The following is a 17,424-nucleotide window of genomic DNA, read 5'->3' as shown; positions in this document are numbered from 1 at the left end:
GCTACTGACGCGAGGTGAGAGCATGGAGATCGACAGGCGAAGCCCGACGCTGCACGTCATCAACCACTACGGCGCCAAAGTGATTAAACCGCACAAAGCTTTTCGCGCGGTTCGTGCCCGAGCAAAGCTGGGGGATAAACACCGACGCCACATGTGTTCCGGCATACGCGTTGAACATGGCTGGCGAATGCAGGGGCTGGGGTTCGAGAAGCATCGGCTTCGCTCGGAATTGCGACCGACGAATTTGAGCGGACGCACCTGCACAACGATCTCGGAGTTTTCAGCGGAAAGCCGCAAACGCCGGCCCAAACTGTGCGCAATCTGCGCGGATGCCACCGCACTTCTCACGTCATTGGGGCCCGACCCGAGAGACAGGTAACTGTCCCGACAAGAGAAATAGGTGACATTGCCCCGGCAGCCATTCGCTGAACCGCGGCCAGCTTAAACTCGCGACTGAACCGCCGCCCAGGATCGTCCGTGCTCATCAGTTCTCCTAACGGAAGAACCGCTGACCGGTTTTCCGTGCGCAAAATCGGGGTGCACTACAGTTAGGTAAGATCGTTGCCTAACGGTGTGCGGGCTGGACAAAACGTTTCGTGGCGGAGAGGAAGGGATTTCGAACCCTCGATACGCTTTTGACGTATACTCACCTTCGCAGGCGAGCGCCTTCGACCACTCGGCCACCTCTCCGGTGCGGCCTCAAGCACGTCGATGGGCTTAGGATTGCAAGGGATTTTTGAGGCGGGCCGCAGAGAATTGTGAAAATCGTGCTGTCGACTCGAAAACACGAAGCAGACGCGAACAACCATCAGTTTCCGGACCGTTCCCGCAAAGTTTCCGCAGAAGCTCCGATCCTGCTCTCGTTCTCGGTATCGAAGCTCGAAGCTGACGTTTCTCGGCCAAGTTTTCCGATCCAGGGATTGGCCAGTTTTCATGTAGCGCTCCCACTCGTCCGATTCCCGAACCGCCTTCCGCCTTCAGCCTGACGACATCCTTAGTCTGGCTGTAGAACCACGTCGCCCATGAATGCCGCGCGACGTGGGGCGTATATATAGAGACATCGAAATCCATCTCGGTGACCGCGCGCGTCCAGAAGAGAGAACTTGTAGCCCCTGCCTCTCTCTCTTCATAGGGGCGACCATCGTAGCGCAGGAAGAGAGGTCCTTTCCTGCCGAGGTTGGGAAGTGTCGAGAGGGCCGCCACGACCCGCGGGCAGAGGTTCACCATGCGCTCCTTGCCGTTCTTCGTATCGCGCAGCACCGCCATTTTTGCGGACGTCAAGGTGCCGGAGGGAATTGAAGATCAAATGCATCCAGAGCGACGGCTTCGCGATCGTCGGCTACGAGCATTCCTTTGTCGCGCGTGCAGGCATAGCATCACTGCTGCTCGGTGCGCGCCATGGCCGAAAGCTGATCTATGTCGGATCGGTCGGGACTGGCTTCAGCGAGCGCACCGCGCGGGAACTGCGCGAAGCTCTCGACAAGCTTAAGGCAAAGAAACCGCCGGTGGAGTATTCCGGCCGGCGCAAATATATCGTTTGGGTGAAGCCGACGCTGATTGCGGAGGTCGAGTATCGCGGCTGGACACACGACTGGCAAGCTGCGGCATCTCCTATAAAGGGCTGAGGGAGCCGGAGGAGAATGCGGAGATTTACCAGATCCCGAGCACTTCTTGACTCATCGAGCGATCTGCACCGAATGCATTGCTCAAGATTTCGACGAGGTCCAAGATCGGATCATTCGATCGACCGGTGCGGCGGTCGGAAAGGCGTTTTAGCAGGTCATTGCCAGACAAGGTCCTCACTGTTCGCCAATGAGATCTTTGATTTCCGCCAACTTCTTCATGCAGCCCTGCTCATCACCGGCCTGCGCCATTTTGCGGGCTTCCCCCAGGATCTGGCTTGGCTTGTCGGCACTTTCGGCAGTCCGTTTTCCGGTTACCTGTTCCTGATGGGGCGAAATCGCTTCCGTCTGGGTACCGGTTGATCCTGTTGTTTCAGTTCCAACGCCCTGCTTCTGTTTGCCGGGCATAACCTCTTCCTGGTGCTTCGTAACGGGAACACCGGACTTGCTGCCGCTTGCACCCGTTTCCGCGGAAACTACAGCTTGCTCGAGTTTTGCGAGTTCTTGACTGCAGTCCGCGAATGCCGGGACAGTCAGCAGAAGGGGGACGGCGGTAGCGGCTATGAGACGTATCAACATTTTGCTCCTCACTCGCTGTCTAGGGATGCAACGCATCCGATACACGTGTGGAGCAAACGAAGCTCTAGGCGAAGAGTTCCGTGTGCAAATCGCTGAGTTTCTTTTAAATTCAGCTCGCGCTTAATTTCGAATAACTACGCGTCCGATGACACCCAAATACATCTTGTCGATCGAGGTCCTGTCGACCCGGTCACTTCCCTGTCTGTCATCGCGTGGAACCTTGATCCGTGAGAACAGATCCTTCCGAGCGGACCGTTTGCGGACCGTTTCACTGGACAGAACCGGAACAGACAGAGATCGTCGATATCAGTCTGCCCCGGAGTTCCGGGGTTTTCGCGAAGCATTCTCCGTTCGGGACGGGGGCTTCCCATTCTAGCGCCTGCTCACTCGAAGCGGAAATCTTGCCCCGATCGTTTGAGGTCTTTCCACCGCCAGCCATCCGTCATTTCGTTCCGTGATGGTCCAACAGCGCCCGATCGACTGGACTTACCAAGAAGGCACGCGCCGCACGGATCTGGTGCTCACGGGACTGTCCCTGAAGATTGGGGAAAAATCGGTCCGCTTCAATCGCAAAGAAGGTTCCCATTTTTGATGGATAAACGGCAGCAAACCACGCAATGAACGCTCCCACGACAATTGGGGATCGACCAGACGCGATGCAGTAGTCGATGTAGGCGGTGAGGATTATGCCATCGCAGTCCTCTGCGGAGAGGTCCTCCATTACGTCATGTGGATCTCGATCCGCATGTTTTGCGAAGTTGCGAGGACCGTTGAAGAGGAAAACAATGCTGTGATCTTAAGCCAGCAACTGCTTGAGATCGGCGGCCGCGTCTGCCAGCACGGCCTTGTCGGGATTGATTCTTGTTTCCAGCAGCTTCTTGCCCGTCACATAGGCCTTTGCGTCGTTGATCGCGTCGACGGCGATGAACTGGCCGTTCCTGAAGTACCAGACGGAATGCGCGCCTTCGCGGGCGCCGGGGCGCAAAAGGGTTTCGTCGTAGCCGAGGTTGAAGCCGGCGATCTGCAGCTTCACGTCATACTGATCGGACCAGAACCACGGCTTCGGGTCATAGGGCGCGTCACCGCCGGCGATGACCGCAGCGGCGGCTTCAGCCTGGTCGACGGCATTCTGCACCGATTCGAGTCTTATCCGCCCATCCTGCCAGGGCTGCACGGCGCAATCGCCGGCGGCAAAGATCGACGTGTCCGAGGTGCGGGCGAACTCGTTGACGAGGATGCCGTTCGCAACGTCAAGACCGGCTTCCTTGGCCAGTTGGTCGTTCGGCACGACGCCGATGCCGACGATGGCGAAATCGATCTCGATCACCGATCCGTCAGAAAGCTCAGCGCCGCAAACATGCCCATCCCTGCCGACGAGACGCTTAAGCCCGGTCTTTTCGCGGATCACGACATCATGGCTCTCGTGGATCGCGCGGATGATATCGGCCGTTTCCTCGGCGGCAACGCGCTGGAGAATGCGGTCGGCCATTTCGATGACGGTCACTTCGAGGCCGCGATAGCGCGCAACGGCTGCCGCTTCGAGACCGATATAACCGCCGCCGTATAATAAGGACGCGCCGGCCGGGCTGCATCTCGTCGGCGAGAAGGTCCGCATCGCGCTTGTCGCGGGCGACATAGACGCCGTCGAGGTCGCCGCCGACGGCTGCCGGCAGCCTGCGCGGCGCCGAACCCGTGGTCAGCGCCAGCGTGCCGTAGTCAAGGATCGAGCCGTCCTGCAGCGCGACCTGTTTCTTGTCGCGGTCGATCTGCTCGACCCACGTCGCGAGGCGGATTTCGACATTATTGTCCGGATACCAGTGCTCGGGGCGGAACAGCAGGCGGTCGAAGGTCATCTCGCCGAGCAGGTATTTCTTCGAAAGCGGCGGCCGCTGGTAGGGCAGAACGTCCTCGGCGCCGATAATGGTGATTGGGCGAGTGTCGTGCAGCGCGCGCAGCTTTGCGGCCATCGCGAAGCCCGCCTGCCCCGCACCGATGATTACCAGTCTGTCCGTCACGATCCCACTCCCAGAAGCAGCGTTATTATTGAGGCGAGACGTAGACCCCGCCCTTGGCGCCGTCAACAGGAAGCGATCTTGCCCGTCAGCCGATCTCGATCCAGCGGCGCTCGTGGAAGGACTGTGCCATGGCATGCACCGACCTCTCTATCCTGAGACCGTCTTCGAACGTGACCAAGGACGACGGCTGACCGGAAATGGCGCGGATGAGCTCTCGGCATTCGATGATCTTCAGGTCGTTGAAGCCGAGGCCATGGCCAGGCGCGGGAATGAAGCGGTCGTAAGGCTGGTGGGCGGGCGCTGCGAGGATCTTGCGGAAGCCCTGCTCGGTGCTGCGGCCCTCGGCCTGATAGAGCTCGAATTCGTTCATGCGTTCCTGATCGTAGGCGATCGCTCCTTTCGATCCAAAAATCTGCAGTGCGATGCGGCCCTTGCGGCCCCAGGCGGCACGGTTTGCCATCAGTACGGCGGAGATGCCGCCGCCAAGACGCATCAGGACGTTTGCGCCATCGTGATTCTCGACCGCACGGCGACCGCCTTCCATGAGCGGACGGTCGGCATAAGGTTTCACCATGTCGGTAATGACCGCTTCGACGTGGCCGAAGAGATACCAGAGCAGCGAGAGCGGATGCACGGCGAAATCGTCAAGCGCTCCTAAACCGGAAGACAGTTCACTCTTCCAATAAAAGAGGCCCTCCGGATCCGCCATGAAATCCTCGTCCATCTCGACGCGGATGTGGTTGACAGCGCCGATCGCGGCCTCACCGATCAGCGTCTTGATGTGCCGCATGACCGGGTTCTGGATATAATTGTATCCAAGAACGGCTACCTTGCCGGAAACCCTCGCCGCTTTCAGCATGTGCTCCGCATCGGCATAGGCGGGAGCCATCGGCTTTTCGCACCACACATGTTTTCCGGCCACGAGCGCCGCAATTGCCATTTCGGCATGGAACTGGTTCGGCGTGGTAACGGAGACGACATCGACTTCCGGATCGGCAATCAGCGCCTTCCAGTCGGCCGTCGCCTTTTCGAAGCCGAATTCGGCGGCGCGCGATTTGGCGAGGTCTGCGTTGGTTTCGGCGAGATGGACGAGCCTTGGACGCTCGACATCACCGAAGACAGCCTTTACCGCATTCCAGGCGAGCGCGTGGCACTTGCCCATATAACCGGTGCCGATCAAACCGATGCCGAGTGGTTTCATTTTCCGTAGTCTCCTCCATGTCCGCGGTGATTTTTCGGAATATTTGGACCGTTTTGACAAGGCTGCACGGCTGCGTCATTTGCATCAGCCGATGCCGAATATTGTTCAAAATCCTTGATTTCGAGGGGATCAAAAACAGTTAGGATCGAAAAGCGAAATCATTTATGCTTTTCAATATGGAATATTTGTTTCATCCTATGGACCGCCTGCATGGATAACGACACCAAGAGATTTGTGCGCGTGCCTCGCGATTTCGAAAGCCTGCGCAGCACGATCATCGAGCGCAAGGCAAGCATGCCGAAGCGGTTGGCCCAGGTCGCCGCCTTTGCGCTCGGCAATCCGGACGAGATTGCCTTCGGCACGACGGCGAGCATTGCGGCGGCTTCGGACGTCCAGCCGTCGACGCTGGTGCGGCTCGCCCATCACCTCGGCTATGAGGGCTTCTCCGATCTCCAGAGTATTTTCCGCGAGCGGCTGCGCGACCGGACGCTGAGCTACGAGGAGCGCCTCGCCACGCTGGAGCAATCCGAAGGTGACGAAGATGCCAATCTGCTTTCAGGGTTCATCGCCGCGGCCACCCAATCCATCAACCGCATGGCGGCGACCGTCGAGACGGAGACCTTCACCAGGGCCGTCGATATCCTGGCGGCGGCGGACACCATATATCTTATAGCGAAACGCCGCTCCTATCCGCTCACGGCGCATATGACATATGCCCTTTCGAAACTTGGCATCCGCCACCAGATCGTCGCTTCGCCGAATGGGGTGGATCCGGAGATGGTGCAGTTCGCAACGCCGAACGATGCGGCGATCGCCGCCAGCTTCTCGCCCTACGCTGCCGACAGCCTCAGCCAGGCCGAAGGGTTGGCCGATCGCGGCGTGCCGGTCGTCGCGATAACCGATTTCGGCTTTCTCGCCGCTTGCGGCCCGCGCCGCCTGCTGGATCGAGGTTGCCGAAGCTGATTTTGCCGGCTTCCGCTCGCTTTCCGCCTCCATGGCGCTGGTGATGGCGCTGCCGGTGGCGATCGCCGAGCGCCGGCGCAAACTTCACCATCCCAAAACCGCAAAAGAGAAAATGGAATAAACATTCCGAATTGACAAAAACTCGGAACCAATGTTTCATTATTCAAAATCTGCAGGCGGCAAGGTCCTGCAGGAATCGTAGCGGGAGTGACATCATGGCACAATCGAATCCGGGCCTGCAGCCCGAGCCGTCTCTTGATGTAATCACCATCGGCCGCTCTTCCGTCGATCTCTATGGCCAGCAGATCGGTTCGCGGCTGGAGGACATCGGCTCGTTTGCCAAATCCGTCGGCGGCTGCCCGGCCAATATTGCTATCGGCACGGCGCGCCTCGGCCTCAAGTCCGGCCTGATCACCCGCGTCGGCAACGAACAGATGGGCCGCTTCATCATCGAGCAGTCGGCGCGCGAAGGTGTGGAAACTAAGGGTATCCGGACAGACAACGAACGGCTGACAGCACTCGTGCTGCTTGCGGTGGAAGCAGAAGGCGTTTCGCCGATGATCTTCTATCGCTCGGACTGCGCCGACATGGCGCTCGACGAGGGCGATATCGACGAGGACTTCATCCGGTCGTCACGCGCGGTTCTCGTGTCCGGCACACATTTCTCGCGACCAAACACTCAGGCTGCGCAGCGAAAGGCGATCCGGATCGCCAAGGCGAATGGCCGCAAGGTGATCTTCGACATCGACTATCGGCCGAATTCTCTCGGGGGCTTGCCGGCCATGCCGAAGGCTTCGAGCGCTATGTGAAGTCCGACCGGGTATCTTCGAAGATGAAGGAGACGCTGCCGGATTGCGACCTCATCGTCGGCACCGAGGAGGAAATCCTGATCGCCTCCGGCGCGGATGACGTGCTCGGTGCGCTCAAGGAAATCCGCCGCCTCTCGCCGGCAACGATCGTGCTGAAGCGCGGCGCGATGGGCTGCATCGTCTACGACGGACCGATTGCCGACGATCTGGAAGCAGGCATCATCGGCCAGGGCTTTCCGATCGAGGTCTTCAACGTGCTCGGCGCCGGCGACGCCTTCATGTCCGGCTTCCTGCGCGGCTGGCTGAAGGACGAGCCACTGAAGACCTGCGCCACCTGGGCCAATGCATGCGGCGCCTTTGCCGTCTCCCGCCTGCTCTGCTCGCCGGAATATCCGACCTGGGCGGAGCTCGATTTCTTCCTGAAGAACGGCAGCGAGCACCGCGCGCTACGCAAGGACGAGGCGATCAACCACATTCACTGGGCTTCGACGCGCAAGGGCGATATTCCGCTTTTGATGGCGCTCGCCATCGACCATCGGTCGCAACTCACCAGCGTTTGCGACGAGTTGGGCGTCGAGTACACGAAGATCGTCGCCTTCAAGCGGCTGGCCGTCGAAGCGGCAGCGCGCGTTGCCGGCGGACGCGACGGCTACGGCATGCTGATCGACGAGCGGTTCGGCCGTGACGCCTTCTTCGATGCCGCGAGCAAGAATTTCTCTTGGATCGGACGGCCGGTCGAATTGCCGGGTTCAAAGCCACTGCGCTTCGAGTTCAGCCAGGATATCGGTTCGCAGCTTGTCGAATGGCCGCTCGACCACTGCATCAAGTGCCTGTGCTTCTATCATCCAGATGATCCGACCGATCTAAAGAGCAAGCAGCAGGAGAAGCTGCGCACACTCTTTGAGGCCGCGCGCAAGATCGGCCGCGAATTGCTGGTGGAAATCATCGCCAGCAAGAACGGCCCGCTGACCGAAGACACGATCTCGACGGCGATGGAAGAGCTTTACGCGCTCGGTATCAAGCCGGACTGGTGGAAGCTGGAGCCGCAGGCCTCGACGGCTGCCTGGAGGAAGATCGACGCCGTGATCGCCAAGAACGATCCGTGGTGCCGCGGTATCGTGCTGCTCGGGCTGGAGGCGCCGGCCGAAGAGCTCGTGAAGGGCTTCGAGGCAACCCTTGCCGCCCCTTCGGTAAAAGGCTTTGCCGTCGGCCGCACCATTTTTGCCGATGCGGCGCGCGCCTGGCTCTCCGGCAAGATGAATGACGAGGAAGCAATCGCCGACATGGCCGGACGCTTCCGCCGACTGACCGAGGCCTGGTTGAAAACCCGCGGCCTGCATTAATTAAGAGAATTTGGGAGGTGCCCGATGGGCAAGACGATCCGATTGACGATGGCGCAGGCTGTTGCGCATTTCCTGAAGAAGCAGATGACTGTCGTCGACGGCAAGAAGGTGCCGATCTTCGGTGGCGTCTGGGCGATCTTCGGCCACGGCAATGTCGCCGGCATGGGCGAAGCGCTCTATCAGGTGCGCGGCGAGCTGCCGACCTATCGCGCACATAACGAACAAGGCATGGCGCATGCGGCGATCGCCTATGCAAAGGCAAGCTTCCGCCAGCGGTTCATGGCCTGCACGACCTCGATCGGCCCCGGCGCATTGAATATGGTGACGGCGGCCGGCGTCGCTCATGTCAACCGCATCCCGGTGCTCTTCCTGCCGGGCGATGTCTTCGCCAATCGCGCGCCCGATCCGGTGCTGCAGCAGATCGAGGACTGGGGCGACGGCACGGTTTCGGCCAACGACGCCTTTCGCGCGGTCTCGCGCTACTTCGACCGCATTTCCCGCCCCGAGCAGATCATCACGGCGCTGAAGCGCGCCATGCAGGTCTTGACCGATCCGCTGGACTGCGGCCCGGTGACGCTTTCCCTCTGCCAGGACGTCCAGGCGGAAGCCTTCGACTATCCGGAGAGCCTCTTCGAAGAAAAGGTCTGGACGATCCGCCGTCCGCAGCCGGACGCCGATGAACTGGCCTCTGCGATCACGCTGATCAAATCCGCCGAAAAGCCGGTGATCATATCCGGCGGCGGCGTGCTCTATTCACAGGCGACGCAGGAACTTAAAGCCTTCGTCGAGGCCCACGGCATTCCCGTCGTCGTCAGCCAGGCCGGCAAATCCTCGATTGACGAGCGCCACCCCCTGGCGCTCGGCTCCGTCGGCGTCACCGGCACTTCGGCTGCCAACGCCATTGCCGAGGAAACCGATCTCATCATCGCCGTCGGCACCCGCTGCCAGGACTTCACGACCGGCTCCTGGGCGCTGTTCAAGAACGACAAGCTGAAGATCCTCGGCCTCAACATCGCCGCCTACGATGCCTACAAGCATGACGGTCAGCCGCTGATCGCCGACGCCCGCGAAGGCCTGAAGGCGCTGTCGAAAGGGCTTGGCGGCTGGAGGGCACCGGCGGCACTCACGGAAAGGGCGACGAAGGAAAAGAACGTCTGGATGGATGCTGCCAACAAGGCGATGGCTTCCACCAATGCCGCCCTGCCCTCGGATGCGCAGGTGATCGGCGCGGTGACGCGCTCGATCGAACTGGAAAAGGCGATCGGCCTTTGTGCCGCAGGCGGCCTGCCGGGCGAGATGCACAAGCTGTGGCCAGCAACAGCCCCCGGCAGCTACCACATGGAATACGGCTTCTCCTGCATGGGTTACGAGGTCGCCGGCGGCCTCGGCACCAAGATGGCCAACCCCGATAAGGAGGTTTTCGTTCTCGTCGGTGACGGCTCCTATATGATGCTGAACTCCGAGCTCGCAACCTCGGTGATGATGGGCATCAAGGTGAACGTCGTCCTGCTCGACAACCGCGGCTACGGCTGCATCAACCGCCTGCAAATGGAAACGGGCGGTGCGAACTTCAACAACCTGCTGAAGGACTCCTACCACCAGGTGATGCCGGAAATCGACTTCCGGGCGCATGCCGAGAGCATGGGCGCCATCGCGGTCAAGGTTTCTTCGATTGCCGAACTGGAGAATGCGATTGCCGATTCGAAGAAGAACGACCGTACCTCGGTCTTCGTCATCGATACCGACCCGCTGATCACGACAGAAGCCGGCGGTCACTGGTGGGATGTCGCCGTTCCTGAGGTCAGCCCGCGCGAACAGGTCAACAAGGCGCGCAAGAACTATGTCGAAGCGCGCAAGCATCAACGCTAAATCACATATCCGGAGACAATGATGATCCGCTACGGGACCAACCCCATCGCCTGGAGCAATGACGACGACCGCACGATCGGCGCGCATTTGACGCTCGAGGACTGCCTCAGCGATTGCGAGAAGATCGGCTTCGACGGCATCGAGAAGGGCCACAAGATGCCGTCCGACGGCCACGAACTGAAGAAAGTGCTCGCCGCGCACAAGCTCGTCTTCGTATCCGGTTGGCACTCGCTGAACCTGCTCGACCACAGTGTCGAGGACGAGAAACAAGCGATCCAGCCGCATCTCGACATGCTCAAGGCCAATGATTGCAAGGTGTGCATCGTCTGCGAAACGTCGAACGCCATCCACGGCAATGACAGCAAAGCCCTCGCCGACAAGCCGGCTCTCGCCGACGATCAGTGGAAGAAGTTCGGCGCCGATATCGAGGCGATCGCGCAATATTGCGCCGATCAGGGGATCGATCTCGTCTATCATCACCATATGGGCACGGTCGTGCAGACAGGCGCCGAGATCGACAAGCTGATGGAGAATACCGGCCCGGCAACGAAGCTGCTGCTCGACACGGGACATGCCTGGTTCGGCGGCAGCGATCCCGTGGACGTCGCGAAGAAGTACATGCACCGCGTGCGCCATATCCACGCGAAGAACGTCCGCCCAAAAATACGCAATCAGGTCGAGGGTGACAGGCTCTCCTTCCTCGAAGGCGTGCGCCGCGGCGTCTTTACGGTCCCTGGCGACAAGGAGGGCGGCGTCGATTTCCTGTCGGTCCTTAGGGTCGCCGCCGAACACAGTTACGAGGGCTGGCTGGTTATCGAAGCCGAGCAGGACCCGCTCAAGCGCAATCCGTTCGAGTATCAGACGATGGGGCTGAAGGCGCTGAAGGGTTTTGCGAAGGAAGCTGGATTGGACAAGACCTGAGTTGACCGCCGGAGCCAGGCCCCCCAAGAGCTTACAAGGAGAAACCACCATGCCCAATCTCAAGGTCAAGCCGAACGGCACGAACGGCCGCGTCACCCATGTCACGCCGGAGAATGCCGGCTGGACCTATGTGGGCTTCGACCTCCACCGGCTGAAGCCGGGCGAAACTGCGTCCGGCGAGACCGGCGACCGCGAGGTCTGCCTCGTCTGGGTGAGCGGCAAGGGCAAGGCGAAGGCCGGTACCAAGGATTTCGGTACGCTCGGCGAGCGCATGAGCCCCTTTGAGGGCAGCCCGCATGCGCTTTATATCCCGATGGAATCGACCTGGTCGGTGACGGCCGAGACCGATCTGGAACTCGCCGTCTGCTCGGCACCGGGCGGCGGCACCTACGAGGCCAAGGCGATCCCGCCGGGCACGCATCCGGCACTCACGCGCGGCAAGGGCACGAATGTCCGCTACGTCAACAACATCATGCCGGAGGACGACAGCTCGGCGCATTCGTTGCTGGTCGTCGAAGTCATCACGCCGGGCGGCCATACGTCTTCCTATCCGCCGCACAAGCACGACCAGGACAACCTGCCGAACGAAAGCTTCCTCGAAGAGACCTATTACCACCGCCTGAACCCGCCCCAGGGCTTCGGCTTCCAGCGCGTCTACACCGACGACCGCTCGCTGGACGAGGTGATGGTGCTGGAAGACGGCGACGTGACGCTGGTGCCGAAGGGCTACCACCCCTGTGCTGCCTGCCACGGCTACGACCTTTACTATCTCAACGTCATGGCCGGTCCGAAGCGCATCTGGAAGTTCCACAATGCGCCCGAGCACGAATGGCTGCTGAAGGCGTAGCGCCGCCTTCGATCGCTAAATAATCTGACAGCGCGAAAGCCGCGCAGGTGGTTCACTGCCTTCATCCAATCAGAAAGGATGGAGGATCATCATGCGCGGCTCAATCTTTATCCCGTCCCGGCGGTTCCGTTCCTCGCCTGCGATGCAGCCATGGCTGCTTGCAATCCTCATCGCGGCAGAGCGCTGGATGGCCGAACGGCGCAATCGCAACGCCCTGCTCGAGCTTTCAGACGACCAGCTCAAGGATATCGGTCTTTCGCGCGGCCAGACCGAAAGCGACGTCCATGTCTATTCACGCTACTGAGGTGTGATAACGTGCAAATAGGCCGGCCCCCGTATCGCCGCCTATCGGACCTGGAAGACTCGATGCCGCAGATATCAACCGCCCTGCTCTTGAAGACGAAGACCGTGACGATTCGTGACATCGTCTGCCGTGGGGAGTGCCGTCACAAGAGCGGCCAGGAATGCGCCCACAGGACAAGCCTCGTCTATCCCTATCGCGGCGTCTTCATGCGCCATGTCGGCCGCAACGATGCGGTGGCCGAAGCCAACCAGATGCTGTTCTTCAATGCCGGCCAGGGTTACCGGATCAGCCATCCGGTCGAAGGCGGCGATGCCTGCATCGATCTGGCGATCGACGAATCCGTCCTTGCAGAGCTTGCGCCGAAGGAGCAGGTGCAGGCAGGCGAACTCCTCTCCTTCGGCCGCCAGCGCCGCCGGATCGATCCGCGCGCTCAGGCGCTGGTTGCGCTGCTGCGCCATGGCCTGCACCGGAAAGCAGCCGAGCCGCTTGAGGCCGAGACACTGGCGCTGACACTCGTGCGCCGCTCGCTCGGCGAGCGCACCTCGCATGCAGCGGGCGCCAGCGCCGGACGGCAGAAGCTCGTCGACCGGGCAAAGCTCGTGCTCTCTTCAGATCTCGCGCGCCGCTGGACCCTGGCCGAGATCGCCAAGGAAGTCGGCGTCTCGCCCGTCTATCTCACCCAGGTTTTCCAGCAGGTGGAAGCGACGCCGCTCTATCGCTATCAGCTGCGGCTGCGCCTTGCCCGCGCCCTTGATCTTCTTGGAAAATACGAGGATCTGACCGCGCTCGGCCTCGATCTGGGTTTCTCGAGCCACAGCCACTTCAGTGCCTCCTTCAAGCAGGCCTTCGGCCAGACGCCCGCCGAATTTCAACGCCTGGCGCGACTGAGGTGAAGCGCAGGGGCGATCGCTAAAGATTTCGACAGCGCCGATGCCCCTCCTGATGATCTTATGATCCTGTCCCGGTCGCGGGACGATCAACCGGAGGATCATCAGATGAAGAATACCACATGCGCTGCCTGCGACTGCGAACTCGGTCCCGAGGCTATCAGCGTTAAACTCGGCGGCAAGACCGTCGAGGTCTGCTGCGAAGAATGCGCCGCAGCGCTGAAGGAGGCCGACGCCGCTGCAACCGCAGCGACGACCGGCAAGAACTAAGGTCAGGACCTCTCCCGCGGCTAGATAACGAGTACCAGATGCGGCTGGCCGTTCGATGTCTTCCGCGGCGAGACGCCGTTCGTGTCAATCTGCGCGTTGATGCGCTGCCGGAACGCGGAGAAGCTCTCGAAGGTCACGACATCCACCGGTTCATCGAAATGGATGGTGATCTTGTGAAGCCCACCGCCGGTCTCTGCGAGTGCCAGAACCTTGCCGGTAAACGGCTGGTTCAGGTAGCGGCCGCGCACGTGCGGGCCGACGGAGAGCGCGGCGATGGGATCGGCGTTCGGCTTTGTTGCGAGAGCCGAAAGCGTATTCCAATCGCGCACGCCGTGTTGCTGGGCAACGAGTTCGAGCGCGGCACTGTGCGAAATCGCAGTACCGCGTGGTTCCATCGCCTGGCGGAGCCGCTTTGCCTGCGCCTTCAATTCATCGATGGTAAGATAGGTCGTCATGTGCTGAGCCTTTCGGAAGGCATGCCATTTTGACTGCAAAGGGGAGCTCGCATTGCCGTCAGTCAGCATGCACCAATTGGCTGCGACGTGAACTTCGAGGACTTCACCATGGACTTTCATCCGCGAGCGGCCGGCGCCTCGAACCGGCGCTTGATATGGGCGAAGCGGCCCACTCTGTCAAGAATTGCCCCAGAATGCACCGCCCGGCTCTTCCGCCATTGCCGAAATCAAGGGTTTTTTCGTCCAGCTACGCATAAGGCTCAAATTCTATTGATCCGGTTCAGTACCTGTCAGCATTCATGCGTTACCTTTCAATCGTACAACGAGCGGAGGCTGAAATGGCCTTTCAGACGCACCTCAACGACGACAGTAACGAGCGGGAGAAATCCTACCGGGATTTCTCGCTCGACCGGCCCGGCAAGATCATTTTCGTCGGCCATCACCTCAGCACCGGCACGCAGGTCCGCTGCCTGATCCGCACCATCAATCTCGCCGGCGCCGTCCTCGAAGTGAGCCCAACGCTCGAGGTTCCGAACCATTTCTTCCTGGAAATCCTCGGCATCCGCGATGAGATTGGTTCGACGGTCGTCAAACGCGAAGGCGAGCTCGTGACGATCAGCTTCAACATGCTGATCAATGCCGAATTCCTGCACCATGTGCTGCGCCTGAGCTTCGAAGCGGACGTCTGACGCGCCTTGCTGCCCGGTGGGGCGGGCGGGCACTGTGGCGCGCGGCAAACCACACGATCAACGGCAGGAGCCACCGCAGGCCGTCCCATTCTGGCCCGTCGAGCGGGTCTGCCAGGGGATCGCGGCGGCGGCTTCTGTTTCTTGTCTCCAGCTCGTTCCAGAGAACAGCCCAGTTGAGAAGCATTGTCAGGTTCTCCATCTATCTGTTGGAGCACTTCAACTAGGCCTTCGCCGCAGCCGAATGTAGAGCCTGCGGAAGAAAGGGGGTTTTCAAAAATGAAAGACGCGAACTGGGACGATCTTCAACTCTTCTTCCATGTTGCGACCGCCGGAGGACTGTCGGCGGCCGCGTCAAAGACCGGCCTGAGCGCGCCGACGATCGGCCGGCGCATGCTGGCGCTCGAGCGCGCTACGGGCCGCGCGCTCTTCACACGTGGGCCAACCGGCTATCTGCTGGCAAAGGACGGCACGGCGCTTCTGGAGCGCGTACGCCTGATGCAGGAGGCCGCGCAGTCGATCTCCGACTGGCGCGGCGAAGTGCTGACCCTGCCTATCGTTTCGACGGCTGCCGACAGCTGGACGTCGCGTTTCATCGCCGACCACTTGGCAAGAATCTGGACGCCGAAAGACCGGTTCCGCATGTGCTACAAGACCTGCGACGCGGGCGTCGATTTCACCTATCGCGAAGCGCATATCGCCATCCGGCACAGCCGTCCGGAAAACGGCAATATCGCGATCCGGCGTTCGGTAACGGTAGCGCACGCCGCCTACCAGGCGGCAAGCTTCGACGATGACAACCGCAACTGGATTTCGCTGGGCACCGACATCGCGATCACACCGGCGGACAAATGGACCTTCGAGCAGCCGGACTATTGGATCACCGGCTGGACGAACACGCCACATATGCTCTTCCACCTGATCCGCGGCGGCGCCGGCCGCGGCGTGCTGCCATGCTTCATAGGCGATGCTGAGCCCGGCCTGACGCGCGCCGGACCGATCATCGAGCCGCTCACCTATGACATGTGGATCACAGCGCATGACGACGAGCGCCAGCGTCCGGAGGTGCGCACGGTCATCGACAGACTTGCGGCGCTTTTCGGCGAGAACGAGGATTTGTTTGCAGGGCGAAAGAGCGGTGGTTAACATCTTCCCCGCTTGAAAGCGGGGGATTTGCCAAGGGGCGCGTATCTCCGCCGATCGTTATTGAGAGCCGCTCCCCTTCCTCCACGATCATAGACGCCGTGTTCCGACGACTTCTGCGCGAGAGCCGCCGGGAAATCACCGGGCGCTACCACAAGGGCGTTTTGTAGTTGCCGTCCTCCTTTGCGGGAAAGCTGTGGCAGCGCACCGCTCTCGGTGAACGCCGAATATGTCAGATCCCAGCGGGAAACGGCAAAAGGCCGCTCTCGCGTTCCTCCCCGGCCTGGACGCCGGGGTATCCCGCGAGGTTCACGATGAAAAAAGCGCGAGCCTTTTGCCCGCGCTCTTCTTCCGGTGATACGATCAGGCAGCCAGGCGGCGCTCGATCTCGTCAACCGGCATGTTGGTATAATCTTTGGGGACTTCCGCAGAGATGGCCGCCTGTGCTTCGGCGCTCAGGTTCGGTCTCAAAGTACCGAGCGCCTTGGGCGGCGCAACCAGGATGATGCGGCTACCGTTCCTTTCACGGACCAGCTTATCCAACTTCGCGGCGATCCGCCTCAGAAAATCGGCTTCCGCCTGCTCCTGCCAGTCTGTTTGCTCCATGGCGCTGCCGCTCGTGCCGTCCGGAGCATGGGCCCGTCCTGGCTTATCGGTGCCGAGTTCGCGGGTGGGCTCGCTGGGTTGGCTCAGCGTTTCATGCACCTGCAGGTTCATGAGAAGCGCATTGCCTGCATTGCGCATGATCAAAGCCTTCGCACCATCACAGACCACGACCCATGATTCCCACGGCACTTTGATGTCAGCCATTTTCGTTTCCTCTTAAATGATAATTCGAAGCGAAATGCTTCATCGACAGAGGCAAAACGTACAGTAATTGAAAGAGTTCGGAGGGTCCATGCATAAATCGATTCGCAGAGGTGATCCGATGCCTGAACGGACGAAATCAGGCCTGTGCACTTAAAACAAAATTAGCTTTCATTAAAATTATCTCGATCCGTTTGACGAATGCGAAAAACATTCATGTGACGCTATGCGACAACAGGGCCAGGATGAGCTTGGCCCAGGGAGAGCCGCGTCATGTCCATGCTCCGAGCAACCCACCTTGCTACGGTCAGATCGGAAGTTTACGACGTACGCTGGGAACAGTTCAACGTGCGGCGCCCGGCCCGCATCGTCGCAGTGCGCCCGTGCCTGACCGGCATCTCGCTTCGAAGCGCGGAGATCCTGGATATTTCCCGCGGCGGCGCCACCTTCGTCGTCTCGTCGGCGGCCGGGCTGCCGAAACACTACTATCTCAATATTCTCGGCCTTGCCTATCGCATCGGCTGCGCGGAGGTCCACCGCAACAACGAGCGCATCGGTGTCCGCTTCATCAACACGCTGGACCCCGAAGTGCTTCGGCGCGTCGTGCGCGCCGACTTCATGGCCGGCAATCTCGAAGCGCTCGAAGCGTATCGCGCACCGCGTATCGAAAGCAGACCGTAAGCTACGCGCGCGATAGAATAAT

General features: G+C 60.6%; 15 protein-coding genes, 1 tRNA gene and 3 pseudogenes. 12 read left to right on the top strand and 7 right to left on the bottom strand.

All coding sequences use genetic code 11. The features are described 5' to 3' along the window. Nucleotides 1-597: 597 nt before the first annotated feature. A tRNA-Arg gene (locus ACW4PC_RS01650) sits at nt 598-690 on the bottom strand. A gap of 605 nt (nt 691-1,295) precedes the next feature. On the opposite strand from ACW4PC_RS01650, the gene ACW4PC_RS01645 reads away from it, so the two are divergent. Continuing rightward, nucleotides 1,296-1,625, top strand: coding sequence for an ATP dependent DNA ligase (locus ACW4PC_RS01645; RefSeq protein WP_455872650.1), 330 nt, complete (start codon nt 1,296-1,298; stop codon nt 1,623-1,625). 174 nt (nt 1,626-1,799) lie between these two features. Here ACW4PC_RS01645 and ACW4PC_RS01640 read toward each other — a convergent pair whose 3' ends face one another. The 4 genes and pseudogenes from ACW4PC_RS01640 to ACW4PC_RS01625 all read right to left on the bottom strand — a co-directional run bounded on the left by ACW4PC_RS01640 (nt 1,800) and on the right by ACW4PC_RS01625 (nt 5,417). Then, nucleotides 1,800-2,201: a hypothetical protein gene (locus ACW4PC_RS01640; RefSeq protein WP_455872649.1), complete on the bottom strand. Its 402-nt coding sequence runs from the start codon at nt 2,199-2,201 to the stop codon at nt 1,800-1,802. A gap of 442 nt (nt 2,202-2,643) precedes the next feature. Further along, nucleotides 2,644-2,922, bottom strand: a complete 279-nt coding sequence (locus ACW4PC_RS01635; protein WP_455872648.1) for a hypothetical protein — start codon at nt 2,920-2,922, stop codon at nt 2,644-2,646. 75 nt (nt 2,923-2,997) lie between these two features. Further along, nucleotides 2,998-4,216, bottom strand: a pseudogene (locus ACW4PC_RS01630) (NAD(P)/FAD-dependent oxidoreductase). An 85-nt stretch (nt 4,217-4,301) separates the two neighbouring features. Then, a complete protein-coding gene (locus ACW4PC_RS01625) occupies nt 4,302-5,417 on the bottom strand; it encodes a Gfo/Idh/MocA family protein (RefSeq protein WP_455872647.1) in 1,116 nt (371 codons plus the stop codon). A 210-nt stretch (nt 5,418-5,627) separates the two neighbouring features. On the opposite strand from ACW4PC_RS01625, the pseudogene ACW4PC_RS01620 reads away from it, so the two are divergent. The 8 genes and pseudogenes from ACW4PC_RS01620 to ACW4PC_RS01585 all read left to right on the top strand — a co-directional run bounded on the left by ACW4PC_RS01620 (nt 5,628) and on the right by ACW4PC_RS01585 (nt 13,630). After that, nucleotides 5,628-6,501: pseudogene (locus tag ACW4PC_RS01620) on the top strand (MurR/RpiR family transcriptional regulator). A 94-nt stretch (nt 6,502-6,595) separates the two neighbouring features. Continuing rightward, nucleotides 6,596-8,532, top strand: a pseudogene (locus ACW4PC_RS01615) (bifunctional 5-dehydro-2-deoxygluconokinase/5-dehydro-2-deoxyphosphogluconate aldolase). Nucleotides 8,533-8,556: 24 nt separating this feature from the next. Beyond that, entirely contained in the window at nt 8,557-10,401 is a 1,845-nt protein-coding gene (gene iolD / locus ACW4PC_RS01610) for a 3D-(3,5/4)-trihydroxycyclohexane-1,2-dione acylhydrolase (decyclizing) (protein WP_455872646.1), read from the top strand. Between the two features lie 21 nt (nt 10,402-10,422). Then, on the top strand, nt 10,423-11,322 hold the full coding sequence (iolE, locus tag ACW4PC_RS01605) for a myo-inosose-2 dehydratase (protein WP_455872930.1): 900 nt from the start codon (nt 10,423-10,425) through the stop codon (nt 11,320-11,322). A 49-nt stretch (nt 11,323-11,371) separates the two neighbouring features. Continuing rightward, on the top strand, nt 11,372-12,169 hold the full coding sequence (iolB, locus tag ACW4PC_RS01600; RefSeq protein ID WP_455872645.1) for a 5-deoxy-glucuronate isomerase: 798 nt from the start codon (nt 11,372-11,374) through the stop codon (nt 12,167-12,169). 91 nt (nt 12,170-12,260) lie between these two features. After that, entirely contained in the window at nt 12,261-12,473 is a 213-nt protein-coding gene (locus ACW4PC_RS01595; RefSeq protein WP_455872644.1) for a DUF1127 domain-containing protein, read from the top strand. Between the two features lie 62 nt (nt 12,474-12,535). Then, entirely contained in the window at nt 12,536-13,366 is an 831-nt protein-coding gene (locus tag ACW4PC_RS01590; protein ID WP_455872643.1) for a helix-turn-helix transcriptional regulator, read from the top strand. 102 nt (nt 13,367-13,468) lie between these two features. Then, nucleotides 13,469-13,630: a hypothetical protein gene (locus tag ACW4PC_RS01585; protein ID WP_455872642.1), complete on the top strand. Its 162-nt coding sequence runs from the start codon at nt 13,469-13,471 to the stop codon at nt 13,628-13,630. Nucleotides 13,631-13,650: 20 nt separating this feature from the next. Here ACW4PC_RS01585 and ACW4PC_RS01580 read toward each other — a convergent pair whose 3' ends face one another. After that, the gene (locus ACW4PC_RS01580; protein ID WP_455872641.1) at nt 13,651-14,085 is read right to left on the bottom strand and encodes a glyoxalase superfamily protein; all 435 of its coding nucleotides are present in this window, start codon (nt 14,083-14,085) and stop codon (nt 13,651-13,653) included. Nucleotides 14,086-14,423: 338 nt separating this feature from the next. On the opposite strand from ACW4PC_RS01580, the gene ACW4PC_RS01575 reads away from it, so the two are divergent. Next, a complete protein-coding gene (locus ACW4PC_RS01575; RefSeq protein WP_074067133.1) occupies nt 14,424-14,774 on the top strand; it encodes a hypothetical protein in 351 nt (116 codons plus the stop codon). A gap of 276 nt (nt 14,775-15,050) precedes the next feature. Further along, on the top strand, nt 15,051-15,917 hold the full coding sequence (locus ACW4PC_RS01570; protein ID WP_455872640.1) for a LysR family transcriptional regulator: 867 nt from the start codon (nt 15,051-15,053) through the stop codon (nt 15,915-15,917). Between the two features lie 360 nt (nt 15,918-16,277). Here the strand turns inward: ACW4PC_RS01570 and ACW4PC_RS01565 are convergent, their stop codons facing one another. After that, nucleotides 16,278-16,724 carry a baeRF12 domain-containing protein gene (locus ACW4PC_RS01565; protein ID WP_022714615.1) on the bottom strand — a complete coding sequence of 149 codons (447 nt, stop codon included), beginning with the start codon at nt 16,722-16,724 and terminating at the stop codon, nt 16,278-16,280. Nucleotides 16,725-16,994: 270 nt separating this feature from the next. Between ACW4PC_RS01565 and ACW4PC_RS01560 the strand changes: the two genes are divergently transcribed. Next, nucleotides 16,995-17,402 (top strand): PilZ domain-containing protein, encoded by a 408-nt coding sequence (locus tag ACW4PC_RS01560; RefSeq protein ID WP_455872639.1) that lies wholly within the window; start codon nt 16,995-16,997, stop codon nt 17,400-17,402. The last annotated feature ends 22 nt before the right edge of the window (nt 17,403-17,424 follow it).

It is taken from the genome of Rhizobium yanglingense, from assembly GCF_977109285.1.
This window is presented reverse-complemented; position numbering and strand designations above follow the sequence as displayed.